Origin of the sequence: uncultured Caldilinea sp. (assembly GCF_937128415.1) — a bacterium.
In the GTDB taxonomy this organism is placed as follows: Bacteria; Chloroflexota; Anaerolineae; order Caldilineales; family Caldilineaceae; genus Caldilinea.
This window is the reverse complement of sequence record NZ_CAKZMJ010000054.1, coordinates 13,058-28,313: the sequence shown is the minus strand read 5'-3', so window position 1 is coordinate 28,313 and position 15,256 is coordinate 13,058. Positions and strand designations below refer to the sequence as shown.

The window sequence follows — 15,256 nt, the reverse complement described above, 5'->3', positions numbered from 1 at the left end:
TGTGCTCGATTCTTTGCAAATCTCCAAATAGTTCTTAAGAGAATTCGAGGAAGCTCTTATGAGTGCTCAGATCGCCGTTTTTATTGATTTTGAAAATATCGCCTTGTGGGCGGAGCAGGAGTTTCTCGATTTTGAGCTGACCCCTTTGATGAATTATTTGCAGGGCCGCGGTTCGATCGCCATTGTGCGCGCCTACGCCGACTGGAGTCGTTTTTCTCGCTATCGGGAAGATTTGATGAACCACGCCGTCGATCTGGTGCAAATCTTCAGCATTCGCGCCGGCAAGAACCGCGCCGACATCCGCATGGCGCTCGACGCCCTGGAGACGGCCATTCAACGTCCTCAGATCGACACCTTCGTGATCGTCTCCGGCGACAGCGATTTTGGCCCGCTGGTCACCAAACTGCGCGAGTATAGCAAGTATACGCTCGGCATCGGCCCGCGCGAAGTGACGCACCCGCTGCTCATGCGCGCCTGCGACGAATTTGTCTATCTGGAAACGGCGCTGGGGGAATTTGTCGGCGATGAGGGGTTGGTCGAGGCTCCGTCTCCAGACGCCGAGGCGGCGCGCCAGCTCCTGCTCAAGGCGTTGCATATTCATGCGCAGCGCAACGAGCTGCCGGTGCTGGCCGCCAAACTGAAGCAGACCATGCTCATGCTCGACGCCTCTTTCAACGAGGCCTCGACGGGCAACTCGCAGTTCAAGAGCTGGCTGGAGCAAAACACCGACATTTTAACCCTTTACGTGAAAGATCATCAGATCTATGTCGCCCCGCGAGAGTACAGGCCAACGCCGGAGTGGGAGTCGCGCCCCTGGGGAATGGCAACCGCCGCCAACGGCCAGTCCGCCGCGTCGACGGCGCCATTGGCGACCACGCCGTCCGGCGATCTCGGTTCGAGCGCCAAGCTCACGCTGCGGCAACAGTACAACCAGATTTTTACTCGGCTCAAAATGACGTCGGTGGACTTCGCCACGCGCCGCGATGTGTTGCGCGACATCTACCGAGAGCTGAGTGAGCGCCCGGGCGAACGCACGACCGACGAGCTGCTCGATGAGCTTTGTGAACGGTATGAAAATCAAGGGTTGATCCGCAGCAAGACGACGCTCCGCCAGATCTGGCAGATGGGCTTCCGGCAACGCGCCTTCGACTACCGCGATCAGGTGGCCTCGGTGCACGTTCCGGTCTGGCTCAGCCCCGACATCGACAGTGAAGCGACCTTTGTGCGCCGCGCCGAGTCGGGGTTCGTCTACGCCGTCGTCAACGCCGGGTTGGAGATCGATAAAACAGAGCTGGCCCTCATTCTGCTCAACGACGGCGAACACACCGAGTACATCGACAGCCTGTTGGAAGATCTCCAGCAGCGCGGGCTGATTCTCGAGGTGGATGGCCGCTATGTGTTGCCCGGCCACAGCTCGATTCCCTTCGCCGACGAACCGGCGCTGCAGCCGATCATCTACGACATCGAAAATGTCCAGCTCCCCGACAACATGCCGCGCGGCATCGAAAAGGCGCGCTCCCTGGCGAAGACGGCGATGCTGCAACGCTCTCAGGATTTCGCCGCCTCGGCGCGCAGCTATCTGATGGCCTGTCGTCTGCAATGGGATGCTGTGGAGGCGGGAGAGCCGGGCGCAACTCTCGAAGATTTGCGCTGGTACATGGCCTCTTACGCCTCCGTGCGGGCCGGAGAGCTTTCGCAGATTCATCGCGATTACGCCCATTCGCGGCCGTACTATCTGGCCTTCTTCTTCCTGGTGCAGGAGGATGATCCCCTGTGGAGCCGGATGCGCGGCCTGATCAACCCGATGCTCTCGTACTACTGGGTCAACGCCTGGCGGGAATTGGGGTTGAACGCCGGCAATCCCTCCCTGAGCGCCACCACGCCCGCCGAGATCGCCGTGCGCGCCGCCACCCATGAAGTGCCCGAGCTGTGCAGCCTCTGGTATTCCATGAGCACCGCGCTCGCCGAGGTCAACCCCGGTCTCGTGCGCCGCGTCGCCAGCCAGATACGCCTCAACCGCGGCGATTCGCCGATCTATGCGCAGGTGGCAGACACGCTCGAGCAGATGTTGATGCAATAAACAAACGTATCGAGCGGGAACCCCAGGATAGGGTTCCCGCTCCTTCGCAGTCGTCGATTGGAATGACGGCTTGCAACGACGGATGAGTTCTATTCGCCCTCATCGACGCCGCCGGCGGGCATCTGAATATCGACCACCGTCCCCTGTTCGTCAATGATGATCTTGAACCCTAACATTCCGAGCCACTGGCGCGCTTCCTCGGGGATCGGCTGACCGACGGCGTCCTCCATGTGTTCGATGGTCGATTCGACCGCCGCCTTTGTGAACAGATCGTCGCGCCCGATCATTTCCAGGATGGCGCCGACGGCAAGGTCGCGGCTGCCTTCGACCTGTTGTCGCATGAAGCGCAACACCTGCCGATCGACGATCTCGGCGTCGATGTGTCGCTTGAAATCGTCTTCGTAGACCACGTAGCAGGCATTTTCGCCGACATGCGTCACTTCGGCGACGCGGCCGCTTTGATCAAAGACCAGCCCTGCAAACATCGCGGTGCGCGCCATCTTCTTTCCCTCGTCGATCAGGCTTTCAATTTTTCGGCGAGAAAAGCGTAGCTGCGCCGGATGCTGGCGAGCGGATCGGTCGGGAGGTCATGCTCTACGACGATCCATTCTGTATGGGCGGCTTCGATCGCCGGCAAAATAACGTCCCAATCAAGGCGACCGCTGCCTACGTCCGCCAGGCCGCGTTCCGCTTCGTTGTCGCCCAAATCCTTGGCATGCACCCGCGGCACGCGACCGCTGTATTGCCGGAGCATGGATGCTGCATCCTGTCCCCCGGCCACAATCCAGGCCACATCCGGCTCGAAGCCGAGATAGTCCGGCGAGGCCGCCTCCAGCAGCCAGGCGATGGCGGGCTTTCCATCGATGAGGATCATCTCGAAGTCATGGTTATGATAGAGCAGCCGCATGTTCGCCGTGCGCAGGCGACGCCCCAGGCGCTCCAGGCGTTTCCCCAGCGCTTTCCATCCTTCCGCAGATTTCGAGCGTTCGGATTCGGCGATCCAGGGCACAACCAGCGTGTCGTTGCCGATGGTTTTGTGAAAACGGACGACGTCGGGCAGGTCATTTTCCAGCGCCTGCAGCGGCACGTGCGCAGAGACCGCCTTGAGGTTGTGCTTTTCAAGCAAGGTGCGCAGCGAACCGGCGTCCAGGCCGAGGTTGCCCGCCAGCTCAACGCCTGCGTAGCCCGCCGCCGCCACCTCGCCGAGCAGCGCATCGGCGTCAAGCGAGAGGTTGCGCAGCGTATACAGCTGTACGGCGAGAGGAATCCGCGTTTGTGTCTGTGAATTTGTCAAGTTGTCGTTCGTCATGGTTTGTTTTCTTTCTGATGTACATGGATTCCAAGAAAAGATTTGAGGTTATTGTACCATCGATCGGGCGAGTCGGAACAGCCCAGGGGGTGAATGAAGGCGGGACAGGCGGTTTGACAGATGCCTGCGTGCGCAGATAAGCTAGAACGTCATGAGCGAGGGAGGAATTATCCAGAATCTTCAGGAGCGACGCCAGATCGAAGCGGCCATTCAGGCGTTGGGCGATGCGACGACGGAGGCGGAGTTAATCGCCATGGCGCAAGACTTGGTCGGGCGCTTCCCGCCTGAGGGTCTGGTCGGCGCCGTGCTACGCCATCTTGGCGAGGCCAATAGCCAGCTGCGCGGCGGTTTGGGCCATCTCTGTGCGTTGTTGCCGCCTGAGATGATCGCGCCGCGGCTGCGCGAGGTCGTAGGCAACCGTCAACGGACGCCCCTCGAACGCGTCAGCGCCCAACTGATTCTGGAACGCTACCTGGGTGAAACGGTCTCGCCTGCGCTGATCAGCGACCTGGCCGGCAACAACGAGATCGCCATGCAGAGCCTGCAAGAGGCGATCGAGGAGGGGCGCGCCAATCGTCATATCTTGCTGGAGTATGTGACGCAAATGCAGGAGCATGGCGTCGACGTCGCCTTCATGGTGCTCGATCTGCTCGACCGGATGGCGCCTGCAGATCGCGTCGAACTGCTGCGTTTGATCGCCCAGGATCGACGAAGTTCGGTCGCCCGCGCCGCGCTGGAACGGTTATCGGCGCTGGCGGCGCTCGACTCCGCCCCTCAGGCCTTGCGCGCCCTCCACACTCTGGCCTTCACCTTGCCGCCGGCGCTTGCTGAGCAGGCGCAGCGGAGTCTTCGCAAGCTCCAATTCACCGGCAAGCGCTATCAACCGCCCTCGCCCGAAGGCTGGCGCGCCCTGCTCGGCCCGTGCGACGCCAGTGGACATTGCGTTCTCTGGTTCGTCCGCAACGCCAGCGCGCAGAACCGCAGCGATGGCGTTCTCCTCTGGGTGAGGGTCGTTTTGCATCTCGGCGTCTTTGGCTGTTCCGGCGCCGAGAATATCAATGACGCCCAGTTGCCTCCTCAAAGACCGATCGGAGAACTCATCCCTCTCGAGCCGTCGGAAGAGGCGCAGGGCCTTCTCCTGGAGGCGCCCTTTGACGCCGGGCGCTGGCTATTGCAGCGCGCGCTGGAGGCCCACTGGAAACAAAAGGAAAGCGCCGAACTGCCCGGCGAATACAGGCTGTACAACGATTTGCTCTGGCAGTTCGCCGCCCCCGCCTTGCCAGAGTCACACCAGTCTTTCTTCAACGAGGAAGTCGAGGTTGCTTCCGGTCGGTCGAACGCGGAAGAGCTGGCGCACATGGCGGCCCGGCTGCTCGAGCATCCAGCCATGCACGTCTGGACGAAGTGGGCGAGCAACGTCTGGAGCATGTTGCCGCCGCTGCCCACTCCTCTGTCGCCCGACCACGCCCGCAGCTTCATCCATCACATCCTTCATGAGATCGAGGCGTCGCCGCAGCGAGATTCCTTCCTGGAAGGGATGAGGGCCGCCCTTCAGGCGCAGGCGCTCTGGCTCGCCATCTCCGGCGATCAAAAGGCTGCGGAGCAAGCGGCCACCCTCTCGCGCTGGATGCAGTCATTGCCCGCCCCTCAAAATCCGCTGCTGATGCAACTCTTATTGAGCGGTCTGGCCCAGCAGGAGCAACGGCGTTCGACGTGAAGCAGTCTCCGGCGCAGCTTTCCAGCCATCCTGGCGGCGATAGGCGACCGCCGTTTCCCTTTCGTGCAGGCGGCCTTTTCGCCGCTGAAGAGGGCGGTCACGTCTCCGGCGAGACGCGATGCGCTCAGCCAGCGTTGTGGCTGCTGATCCTGGTCTTTTTAGGGCTTGTCGGAGCATATGCGGCGCTTACGCCGCCCTTTGAGGCGCCGGACGCCGGCGCCCACTACAGCTACATCGTCCACCTCCATCGGGCGCGCAGCCTTCCCTCCATCGATGAAGAGCACGCCGCTATCTCCCATCAGTTGGTGCAGCAGCCTCCGCTGTACTATGGGCTGGCCGCGTTGGCGAGCGCAGGGACGTCGGTCGAAAGAGGGCTGGATTTGTTGCGCCCAAATCCACAATATCTCAAGGGACTCACCTTTCGCGCCACGGCCACGGTGTACGAGGCGCCGTGGGAGGCGCAGCTGCCGGTCTGGATCGCCCGCCTTGTCTCCGCCCTGGGCGGCGCCCTTGCCCTCTGCGCAACCTTTCTGCTGGTGCGGGCGCTCTTTCCTGGGGAGACGATGCTGGCGTTCGCCGCAGCCAGCATTGTGGCCTTCAATCCTCGCTTTCTTTTCAGCGCCGCCACCATCACCAACGACGCCTGGGCGGCGGGGACGGCCGCCCTCGCCATGTGGCTGTTGGTGCGCGCCGCCGCTGCACCGGAGCGCACCTGGGGCTGGTGGTGGGCGGGCTGTGCGCTGGGGCTGGCCGCCCTCACGAAATACAGCAACCTTGCGTTGGGGCTGCCTGCGCTGTTCGTTTTGTTGACGGCGTTGCGGCGCAACGGACGCGCGATGGCCTTGTCGGCGACGGCGTTGCTGACGGGCGCCTTCGCCGTCGCCGGCTTCTGGTATGCCCGCAACCTGTGGCTTTATCATCAACCGGTTCCGCTTGCGCCGATGCTGGCCGCGCTGCCCGATCTGGCGCGGCCGCAGCCGCTCTCTTTCGAGCAGATGTTGGCGCAGTTGCCGCTGGTGCAGCAGTCTTTCTGGGGGGAATTCGGCTACGGCGTCCTTTCGCCGCCGTACATCTTGCAGACCATGCAGATTGCAACGCTGCTGGCGCTGGTTGGGTTGCTTGTCTGCGCGCTTCGTCTCACCCTGCGCCGGCGTTCACAACTCTCGAGCGACTGCGCAGGGCGGACGACCTTTGCGCTGGCGTTGTCGCTGCTCTGGACGGCCGGCGTTTTGTTCAGCCTTCTCAACTGGATGCGACTGGTTAATTTCACGGCGCAGGGACGGCTCCTCTATCCGGCCATCGCGCCGATCGCGCTGCTGTTGGCGCTGGGTTGGCGGGCGTTTCTTCCGGCGCGGCTGCATCGACCGGCGCTGGCGGTGATTCCGTTGCTCTTTCTGGGGTTGGCCGTTTCGCAGCTCGGCGTTCTGGCGGACGCCTATCGCCTTCCTCCGCCCCTTCAGGAGCCGGTTGAACCGGACCGGCCGGTGCACGCCCAATTTGATCACGGCATCGAACTGCTCGGCGCAGATTTCCCCAACGGCGCGGCCATCAACCCAGGAGAGGCGCTGCCGTTGACGCTCTACTGGACAACCCATCGCCCCATCGAAGAGTTTTTCACGCTGTTCATTCACCTGACCGATCAGCACGGAGAGATGCTCTATCAATTCGACGGGGTGCCGGTTGCAGGCAAGCATCCCACTCCGCAGTGGATTCCCGGTGCGCTCTTTCGGGACTCTTACTGGCTCCGCCCGACGCCAACTACGACCGATGCGCTGGCGACGCTCACGGTCGGCTTCTACCCGTATGACGACCCGGGGCGACGCCTCGCCATCCTTGACGCCGCCGGGCGGCCCATCGACGATGTCGTCCGATTGGCCCGCGTGCGCATCAACGCCGTCGCTCCAACTTGCCCAAGCCACGCAACGCCGCAGGCGCGCTGGCAAAATGGCATCCAGCTTCTCGACGTCGAGGCTGCCTCCCCGATCGACGATGAGGCGCTGACGGTGCGCTTGCTGTGGACGACCGATCGCATCCTGCACGCCGACTACACGGTCTTTGTGCAGGCGCTCGATGCGCACGGGCAGGTCGTCGCTCAGATCGATCGTTGGCCGCAAGACGGCGCCTATCCGACCTCGACCTGGCGCCCCGGCGACTGTGTGGAAGACGTCTACCGCTTTGAGAATTTGCCTGCCACCTGGGAGCGCATCATTTTAGGCATGTACGACGCTCAGGTGCAGCGGCTTCTTCTCGAAGAGGGGACGGACTTTATCGAAGTTTTGTCCGGTGGGGAGGGCCGACGATGAACGCCCATGACGCAGACTGAACACTGTTGGTCTCTGCCAGCTTCTTTCCATCTGACGCTTCCAGCACGGATTCGTCTCTGTGGTGGTGATGTACAATATCCGTTGACAGACTATCGGCATCGGAAAATTTGACACAAATCATTCTACGCAAACCTTTCAGGACAGAAGCAACGATGGCTCTTTTTACGCTCGATCAGTTCAGTTTAGCAGGCAAAGTCGCCGTCGTCACCGGCGGCACAGGGGTGTTGGGCGGCGCGATCGCGCGCGGTTTTGCAGCGGCCGGCGCGCGCGTAGCGATCCTGGGCCGACGGGCGCAGAAGGCCGAAGAAACGGCGCGGCGCATTCTCGACGCCGGCGGTGAAGCGATGCCCCTGCCCGCCGACGTTCTCGACGTGGGTTCGCTGCTGGCGGCGCGTCAACAGCTGCTGGAGCGCTACGGCCGCGTCGATATCCTTCTCAACGCAGCAGGAGGAAACATGCCGGGCGCCACCATCGTCGGCGATCTCACCTTCTTCAACATGCAACCGGCCGACTTCGAGCGCGTGGTGCAGCTCAACCTGACCGGCACGCTGTTGCCTACGCAAATCTTCGGCGAACCGATGGCGGCGCAAGGCAGCGGCGTCATCATCAACGTCTCATCGATGGCGGCGCAGCGAACGCTGACGCGCGTGCTCGGTTACGGCGCAGCCAAGGCGGCCATCGACAACTTCACGCGCTGGCTGGCGGTGGAGCTGGCGCTCAAATACGGCGAAGGGCTGCGCGTCAACGCCATTGCCCCGGGGTTTTTCATCGGCGAGCAGAACCGCAGCCTGCTGCTTAACCCCGACGGCTCCAACACCCCGCGCGGCCAGGCGATCCTCGACCACACGCCGATGCGTCGCTACGGTGAGCCGGAGGAGCTGATCGGAACCGCCATCTGGCTGGCCAGCGACGCCTCTCGCTTCGTGACCGGCGTCGTCGTGCCGGTGGACGGCGGCTTCTCGGCGTTTTCGGGAATCTGACGAGCAACGACGAGAGGGGTATGCAAGCCGACGCATCGAAGTCGTCCCCCACCGACCGCCCCCAGAGCCGCCTGCGCGTGGAGATCGCCGGCGCCGTGCAGGGCGTCGGCTTTCGCCCTTTCATCTACCGGCTGGCGACAGGGTTGCATCTGACCGGCTGGGTGTTGAATGACACGCACGGGGTCTTCATCGAGGTGGAAGGCGCAGAAGAGCAGCTTCGCCGGTTCCTCGAACGCCTTCCCGCAGAAGCGCCCGCCATCGCCCGCATCACGCACTTGCGCCATGCCTGGCTGACGCCGGTCGGCTACGAACGCTTCGAGATTCGCCATTCCGAAGCCGTCGGCGCGCGCACCACGCTCATCTTGCCCGACCTGGCGACCTGCGCCGACTGCCTGTCCGAGCTTTTCGATCCGGCCGATCGCCGCTATCGCTACCCCTTTATCAACTGCACCAACTGCGGCCCGCGCTTCACGATCATCGAAGCGCTTCCCTACGATCGTCCCAACACGACGATGCGCACCTTTGCGCTCTGTCCGGAGTGTTCTCGTGAATACAACGATCCGGTCAACCGCCGCTTTCACGCGCAGCCGAACGCGTGCGCCCTCTGCGGGCCGCAGGTGGCCTTTTACACCAGAGGCGACGCAAGGCTTGAGGGTGAGTCTCCCTCAGTCGCACAGCCTTCGCTCGCCGACTGGCCGCAGACTTACGGCGCATGGTCCTTCAGCGCCGAGGGAGAAAGCGCGCTGCGCGCTGCGGCGGCGGCGATCCGGAGCGGCGCAATCGTCGCCGTCAAAGGGTTGGGCGGCTTTCACCTGATCGTCGATGCACGCAACGCCGCCGCCGTGCAGAAGCTGCGCGAGCGCAAACAGCGCCCCACCAAACCGCTGGCGGTGATGGCGCGCACCCTGGAACAGGCCGCCGCTCTGTGTGAGGTGACGCCCGCCGCAGCCGGCCTGTTGCAGTCCCAGGCGGCGCCGATCCTTCTCTTGCCCAAACGGGCGGGGGCCATTGTCGCCGAGGCGGTGGCGCCGGGCAACCCAGACCTGGGCGTGATGTTGCCCTACACGCCGCTTCATCATCTGCTCTTGGAGGCGCTCGACTTCCCTGTCGTCGCCACCAGCGGCAACCTGACCGACGAGCCGATCTGCGTCGACGAATGGGAGGCTTTCGAGCGGTTGGGCGCCATCGCCGACGGTTTCCTGATCCACAACCGGCCGATCGCCCGCCACGCCGATGACAGCGTGCTCTGGCTGGTCGATGGGCAGCCGCAGTTGCTGCGTCGCGCGCGCGGCTATGCGCCGATGCCGGTGCGCGCCCCTCATCCGCTGCCGACGATCCTTGCGGTCGGCGCACATCTGAAAAACACGGTGGCGCTCAGCGTCGGCGAACAGATCTTTCTCAGCCAGCACATCGGCGATCTGGAGACGGCGCCCGCCTTCGACGCCTTCCGGCGCGTCATTGCAGACTTCCTGCGTCTCTATGAGGCGCAGCCTGCCGCTATCGCCCACGACATGCATCCGGAATATCTTTCAACAAAGTGGGCGAACAATTCAATCGGTGCAGGCGACATCGACAGGCCCGGCCCTCATGCGGACGCTCAACCCCAGCGCATTCCGGTGCAACACCATCACGCCCACCTCGCCGCCTGTCTGGCCGACAACGAAGTTTCCGGTCCGGCGTTGGGGCTGATTTGGGATGGAACGGGATACGGGCTGGATGGGACGATCTGGGGCGGCGAGTGTCTGTTGGGCGACGCTGCAGATTTTCAACGCGTAGCGCACTTGCGCCCGTTTCGCCTGCCAGGCGGCGAAGCCGCCGTGCGCGAACCGCGTCGCGTGGCGCTGGCGTTGCTGTGGGAGCTGTACGGCGAAGAGTGTTTCACCTGGGAATGGTTGGCGCCGGTGCGCAGCTTCGCCGAGCATGAACGCCGCGTGTTGGCGACGATGTTGGCGAAAGGCGTCAACGCGCCGATTACGACCAGCATGGGGCGTCTCTTCGACGGCGTGGCAGCGTTGATCGGCCTGCATCTGCGCGTCACCTTTGAGGGAGAGGCCGCCATGGCGCTGGAGCATAGCGCCGACCGCAATGAACCGCGCGCCTATCCTTTCCTCGTCGAGGAAACCACGGCTGCTGGGGAACTGCAGGCTGTGCAGATGGTGGACACCCTCCCGAACGTCGCTCCCCACCCTTCCCCTGCGGCTTCGACCCTGCTTTTGAACTGGGCGCCGCTGCTGGAGGCGATGCTCGCCGACCTGCGCCGCGGGGAGGAAGCCGGCGTCATGGCCGCGCGCTTTCACAACGCGCTGGTGGAAATGGGCGTCGCCGTGGCGCAGCGCCTCGGTCAAAGTCGAGTGGCGTTGAGCGGTGGCTGTTTTCAGAATCGGCGACTCAGTGAGCATCTGGCGCATCGGCTGCGGGCAGCGGGATTCGAGCCGCTGCTGCACCGGCAGGTTCCGCCCAATGACGGCGGCGTGAGCCTTGGGCAGGTGATCGTGGCTGCGCGCAGAATGACGAGCGCTTGATCTAGACCGCGTCGTCGGCGGTTTGCCAGATGGAGCAGCTTGTCCCGATTGTCCACGCTGCGCCGTTCTGCAATTTATTTTGCAGAAAAAAATTAAATCAAGTGTTGAATTTGTGAATCGATCTTGGTATAATTGCAAAATCAAAAAGGGTGGGAGCGTCACCTCCCACTATTTTTTTGTAGATGTAACTTTTGCGAGCCTTGTGTTTGGGGTTGATTCGCTATTGAAAACCGATTGGGTGTTTCACGTGAAACATCCAATCGGTCGGTCAGGCAACCAATTGGCCGATCAGGCAATCGGTTGGTCAAGACGGCTCGCAACACAAAATTCGGACGGAATTCGTGAAGGAATTTGTCCAGATGCGGCAGGCGTCACCCATCCCGGTGATTGACTACGAAGGTAGTCAGTACCGGGCTGATTTTTGGATGGGCAGCGGAAGGCGATACGAGGACGCCGTTGAGCGGCTGGCGCTCCGGCGGCTCCTCCCGTCCCATGGCGGACGCATCGCCGAGATCGGCGCCGGCTTTGGGCGGCTGGCCGACCTGTACAGGAATTACGAGCAGGTGATCCTGTTCGACTATAGTCGCAGCTTGTTGCAAGAGGCGGTCGATCAACTGGGGGAAGACGAGCGTTTCATTTTTGTCGCCGGCAACCTCTATACGCTGCCGCTTGCGAGCAACATTCTCGACTCGTTGGTGATGGTGCGGGTGATGCATCATCTTGCTGACGTCTCGGCGGCGCTGGAGCAGCTGCGACGGGTTCTGCACCGTCACAGTGTGGGCGTGATCGAATACGCCAACAAGCGCAATCTCAAGGCGATCCTGCGGTGGATGGTGGGGCGCCAGCGATGGTCGCCCTGGGCGCAGGAGCCGGTTGAATTTGTGGAGATGAACTTCAACTTCCATCCACGATGGATGGAGGAGCGCTTGCAGGCGGCGGGTCTGCGCATCGAAGAGCGGCTGGCGGTCTCGCATTTTCGGCTGAGCGCGCTCAAGACGCGGATCGACGCGCACACGCTGGCGCGCCTGGACAGCTGGCTCTTTCAGGCGGGTGGAACGTTTCCGCTGGCGCCCAGCGTCTTCCTGAAGGTCGGTGCGCCGGGCAATCCCCTGCGCCCTGCGCCGATGTCTGGCGAGATGACGATCGAGCGCCTCTTTCGGTGTCCGCACTGTCAGGCGGAGGCGTTCATGCGCTGCGCCGAGCAGCGGGTGGAATGCACCGTCTGTCATGCCGCATTTGAGCGTCGGGGATTGGTGTGGGATTTCAAGGAGGCCGTACAGCCGCCGAAGATGCAGTAGGCTGGAGTGTGTGCGAGCTTAAATGCAACCGGCGGCGTTCTTATGGTTTTGTGAGGGGATTTTCAGAAGAGTTTCTTATAGAAACGGCTACAGGTTTTGTAGGGAAGGTTATAGAGAAATTTTCGATCGTGTGGGATGCTATTTAAATAGCGATCGCACGATGGATTGGCGATCAAGGAGTGGTGAAGATGGCGAAGCAAAAATCGATGCGCGCTTCCATCGAGGACGACTTCAGCATCGACCTCGAGGAAGAGATGAACGACGAATTGATTGAAGAAACAATCGTGGAAGGCGGCGAAACGCTTGAGGAGAATACAGGCGGCGAACAAGAGGCGCCCATGGCGTTGAGCCCGGAGGCGGCGCTTGAGTCGTTGCTGGCGCTCGGTCGCGCCCAGGGATACGTCACGTACGACGATGTGCTGCGGGTGATGCCCGAGGCGGAGAATTCCATGGAGCAGCTGGAAGATATCTTCGCTGCGCTGTTTGAACAGGGCATCGAGGTCGGTCAGCCGCGCGAGGAGGAGCCGGACATGCTCGCCGATCTGGGCGAGGCCGAAATAGAAGAGGCCGAGATCGAAGAGGAAGACCTCGACCTCAGCCAGATCGAGATCGACGACTCGATCAGCCTTTATTTGAAAGAAATCGGCCGCGTGCCGCTGCTCACCGCCGAAGAGGAGGTGGAGCTGGCCAAGCGCATGGAGCGCGGCCGCGAGGCGCGCAAGAAACTTGCCGAAGGCGTGGAAGACTGGGAGGAGCGCGAGCGCCTGCTCTGGTACGTGCGCGACGGACAGGCGGCGCAGGAGCATCTGATCAAGGCCAACAGCCGTCTGGTGGTGAGCGTCGCCAAGAAATACGTCGGCCGCGGCGTGCCCTTCCTGGACCTGATTCAGGAGGGCAACATCGGCCTGATTCGCGCCGTGAAGAAGTTCGACTACAGCCGCGGCTACAAGTTCAGCACCTACGCCACCTGGTGGATCCGGCAGGCCGTGACGCGCGCCATCGCCGACCAGGGGCGCACGATCCGCGTGCCGGTGCACATGTACGAACAGATCAACCGCCTGACGCGCACCAGCCGTCAGCTGGTGCAGGAGTTAGGCCGCGATCCGACGACGGAGGAGATCGCCGAGGAGCTGGGCGTCTCGCCGCGCAAGGTCGAGCACATCATGCGCGTCAGCCAGCGCCCCCTGAGCCTGGAGATGCCGGTCGGTGAAGAGGAGGACAGCTATCTCGGCGATTTCATCGAGGACGAGGACGCCGACGCGCCGGGCGAGGCCGCCGGTCAGCAACTTCTGCGCGAGGTGATCGACGAGATCTTCCAGAGTCTGACCCCGCGCGAGGTGCGCATCCTGCAGCTGCGCTTTGGGCTGGTCGACGGGTATTGCTATACGCTGGAGGAAGTGGGCAAGAAGTTCGGCGTCACGCGCGAGCGCATCCGCCAGATCGAGGCGCAGGCGTTGAGTCGGCTGCGCCACCCAAGCCGGAGCCGCAAGCTGCGCGATTACCTGTAATCGACGCACACAAAAACGGGGTGTTTCACGTGAAACACCCCGTTTTTTTATTCCCATCAGGAAGCTGGATGAAATTTTGCAAAGGATTCTGGCGACCGATGGGCCCGGCGCGCAGCTACGCCTCCTTGGGTTTTCAAGACTTTGCGTGCCATCGAGAGCGTGTGGCTGAAAGCCGCACCCACCGTCATCGCCAGAGGATTTGTTGAAAATCTGGCGTTTCCCGGAAACAAAGCCGGCTGCGCCAGCTGAGCTACAGCGCCACCTCGCAACCTTCTGTGGCCGAGCGCATGATGGCGTCCACGATCTGCACGTGCACGAGCGCCTGCTCTGGCGTGACGATGTCGGCGCTTTCGTCTCCCTCCAATCGTCGCACGAAGTTGTTGATCAACTGTTCATAGGAGCTGCCCCGCTGCGACGGGAGTTCGGTCTCGACCTTCACTTCGAGGCCGTTGAGCATTGTATAGAGTTGGACTGAATCCCAACCGCCGATGTAGGCGCCGCCCTCGTCGCCGAAAATTTCGGTGACGAACGTCTCCGGATAGTTCGAGGCCCATGCCACCTGAAACTGGAGCACGGCGCCGTTCTCAAAGACCACCTGCGCCCAGGCGACGTCGTCGACGTCGAACCGAGCGCCTTCGGAGGGTTGCAGGATGTCCGCCCCCCAGCCTCCCAGGCCGCGACCGCGCGGGCCAAATTCGGCGTACATGACGCCGCTGACGCGTCGGGGCCGGGGATAACCCATGATGTACAGCGCGCGATCCAACGTATGCACGCCGATGTCGAGCAGCGCGCCGCCGCCGGCCAGGTCCTTGTTGGTGAACCAGCTTCCATAGCCGGGAATGCCGTTGCGCCGCTGCCAGACCGTGCGCGCCGCGTAAATGCGGCCAAAGAAGCCTCGTTCGGCGTGCCGCTTGGCCGCCTGCATCGGCGCCGTAAAACGAAAGTGTGTGCCGACGGTCAGCACGCGGTTCTGAGCAGCCGCAGTGGCAAACATTTCTTGGGCGTCGGCGTAGGTGAGCGCCACAGGCTTCTCGCACAGGACGTGCGAACCCGCCTGCAACGCCGCAATCGCCATCGGTTTGTGGAAGACATTGGGCGTCGCCACCACCGTGATGTTGGGTTGGATTTCAAGCAACATCTTCTCAAAGTCGCTGTAGACGGCGGCGACGCCCGTCTCCTCCGCCACGGCGCGGGCGCGCGCCTCGTTGACGTCGCACACCGCAACGACCGTGGTGTTCGGCTGCTTTTGGAAAACTGGGATGTGGACGCGTTGACTGATGGTGCCGGCGCCGACGACGGCGACGCGCCATTCTGGAAGGGTGCTCATAGATGCCTCAACTTTCGATTTGCGTTCGATTTTTCAAGAAGCTGCTACACAACATACGCTTAAAATGAGATCAATCGTACCGCTGCTCGCTCTACAAAGCAAAAGAATCGAGGCTTTATACAAACTGTGGTATGATGTTTTGCCGGCAGCCTTGATTCACTCTCAACCACACATCTTATCTGTCAGGAAAC

General features: G+C 62.4%; 10 protein-coding genes. 7 read left to right on the top strand and 3 right to left on the bottom strand.

All coding sequences use genetic code 11. The annotated features are described in order from the left end of the window. Positions 1–58 precede the first annotated feature (58 nt). A complete protein-coding gene (locus tag Q0367_RS07870; protein ID WP_298981449.1) occupies positions 59–2,080 on the top strand; it encodes an NYN domain-containing protein in 2,022 nt (673 codons plus the stop codon). A gap of 89 nt (positions 2,081–2,169) precedes the next feature. Here the strand turns inward: Q0367_RS07870 and Q0367_RS07865 are convergent, their stop codons facing one another. Together Q0367_RS07865 and Q0367_RS07860 are read right to left on the bottom strand one after the other, a co-directional pair. Then, positions 2,170–2,580, bottom strand: a complete 411-nt coding sequence (locus Q0367_RS07865) for a hypothetical protein (RefSeq protein WP_298981448.1) — start codon at positions 2,578–2,580, stop codon at positions 2,170–2,172. A 17-nt stretch (positions 2,581–2,597) separates the two neighbouring features. Beyond that, positions 2,598–3,389: a sugar phosphate isomerase/epimerase gene (locus Q0367_RS07860; protein ID WP_298981447.1), complete on the bottom strand. Its 792-nt coding sequence runs from the start codon at positions 3,387–3,389 to the stop codon at positions 2,598–2,600. A 151-nt stretch (positions 3,390–3,540) separates the two neighbouring features. Between Q0367_RS07860 and Q0367_RS07855 the strand changes: the two genes are divergently transcribed. From Q0367_RS07855 to rpoD, 6 genes are all read left to right on the top strand, one after another. Then, positions 3,541–5,106, top strand: coding sequence for a hypothetical protein (locus Q0367_RS07855; RefSeq protein WP_298981446.1), 1,566 nt, complete (start codon positions 3,541–3,543; stop codon positions 5,104–5,106). Beyond that, positions 5,103–7,409: a glycosyltransferase family 39 protein gene (locus Q0367_RS07850; RefSeq protein WP_298981445.1), complete on the top strand. Its 2,307-nt coding sequence runs from the start codon at positions 5,103–5,105 to the stop codon at positions 7,407–7,409. Before Q0367_RS07855 ends, Q0367_RS07850 begins: the two co-directional genes overlap by 4 nt. A gap of 173 nt (positions 7,410–7,582) precedes the next feature. Then, positions 7,583–8,410, top strand: a complete 828-nt coding sequence (locus tag Q0367_RS07845) for an SDR family oxidoreductase (protein ID WP_298981444.1) — start codon at positions 7,583–7,585, stop codon at positions 8,408–8,410. A gap of 20 nt (positions 8,411–8,430) precedes the next feature. Then, complete coding sequence (gene hypF, locus Q0367_RS07840) at positions 8,431–10,932, top strand: carbamoyltransferase HypF (RefSeq protein WP_298981443.1); 2,502 nt, start codon at positions 8,431–8,433, stop codon at positions 10,930–10,932. A 359-nt stretch (positions 10,933–11,291) separates the two neighbouring features. After that, positions 11,292–12,230, top strand: a complete 939-nt coding sequence (locus tag Q0367_RS07835; protein WP_298981442.1) for a class I SAM-dependent methyltransferase — start codon at positions 11,292–11,294, stop codon at positions 12,228–12,230. Positions 12,231–12,418: 188 nt separating this feature from the next. Beyond that, the gene (rpoD, locus tag Q0367_RS07830) at positions 12,419–13,738 is read left to right on the top strand and encodes an RNA polymerase sigma factor RpoD (protein ID WP_297630626.1); all 1,320 of its coding nucleotides are present in this window, start codon (positions 12,419–12,421) and stop codon (positions 13,736–13,738) included. 250 nt (positions 13,739–13,988) lie between these two features. Here the strand turns inward: rpoD and Q0367_RS07825 are convergent, their stop codons facing one another. After that, positions 13,989–15,065, bottom strand: a complete 1,077-nt coding sequence (locus tag Q0367_RS07825; protein ID WP_297630630.1) for a Gfo/Idh/MocA family protein — start codon at positions 15,063–15,065, stop codon at positions 13,989–13,991. Between the last annotated feature and the right edge of the window lie 191 nt (positions 15,066–15,256).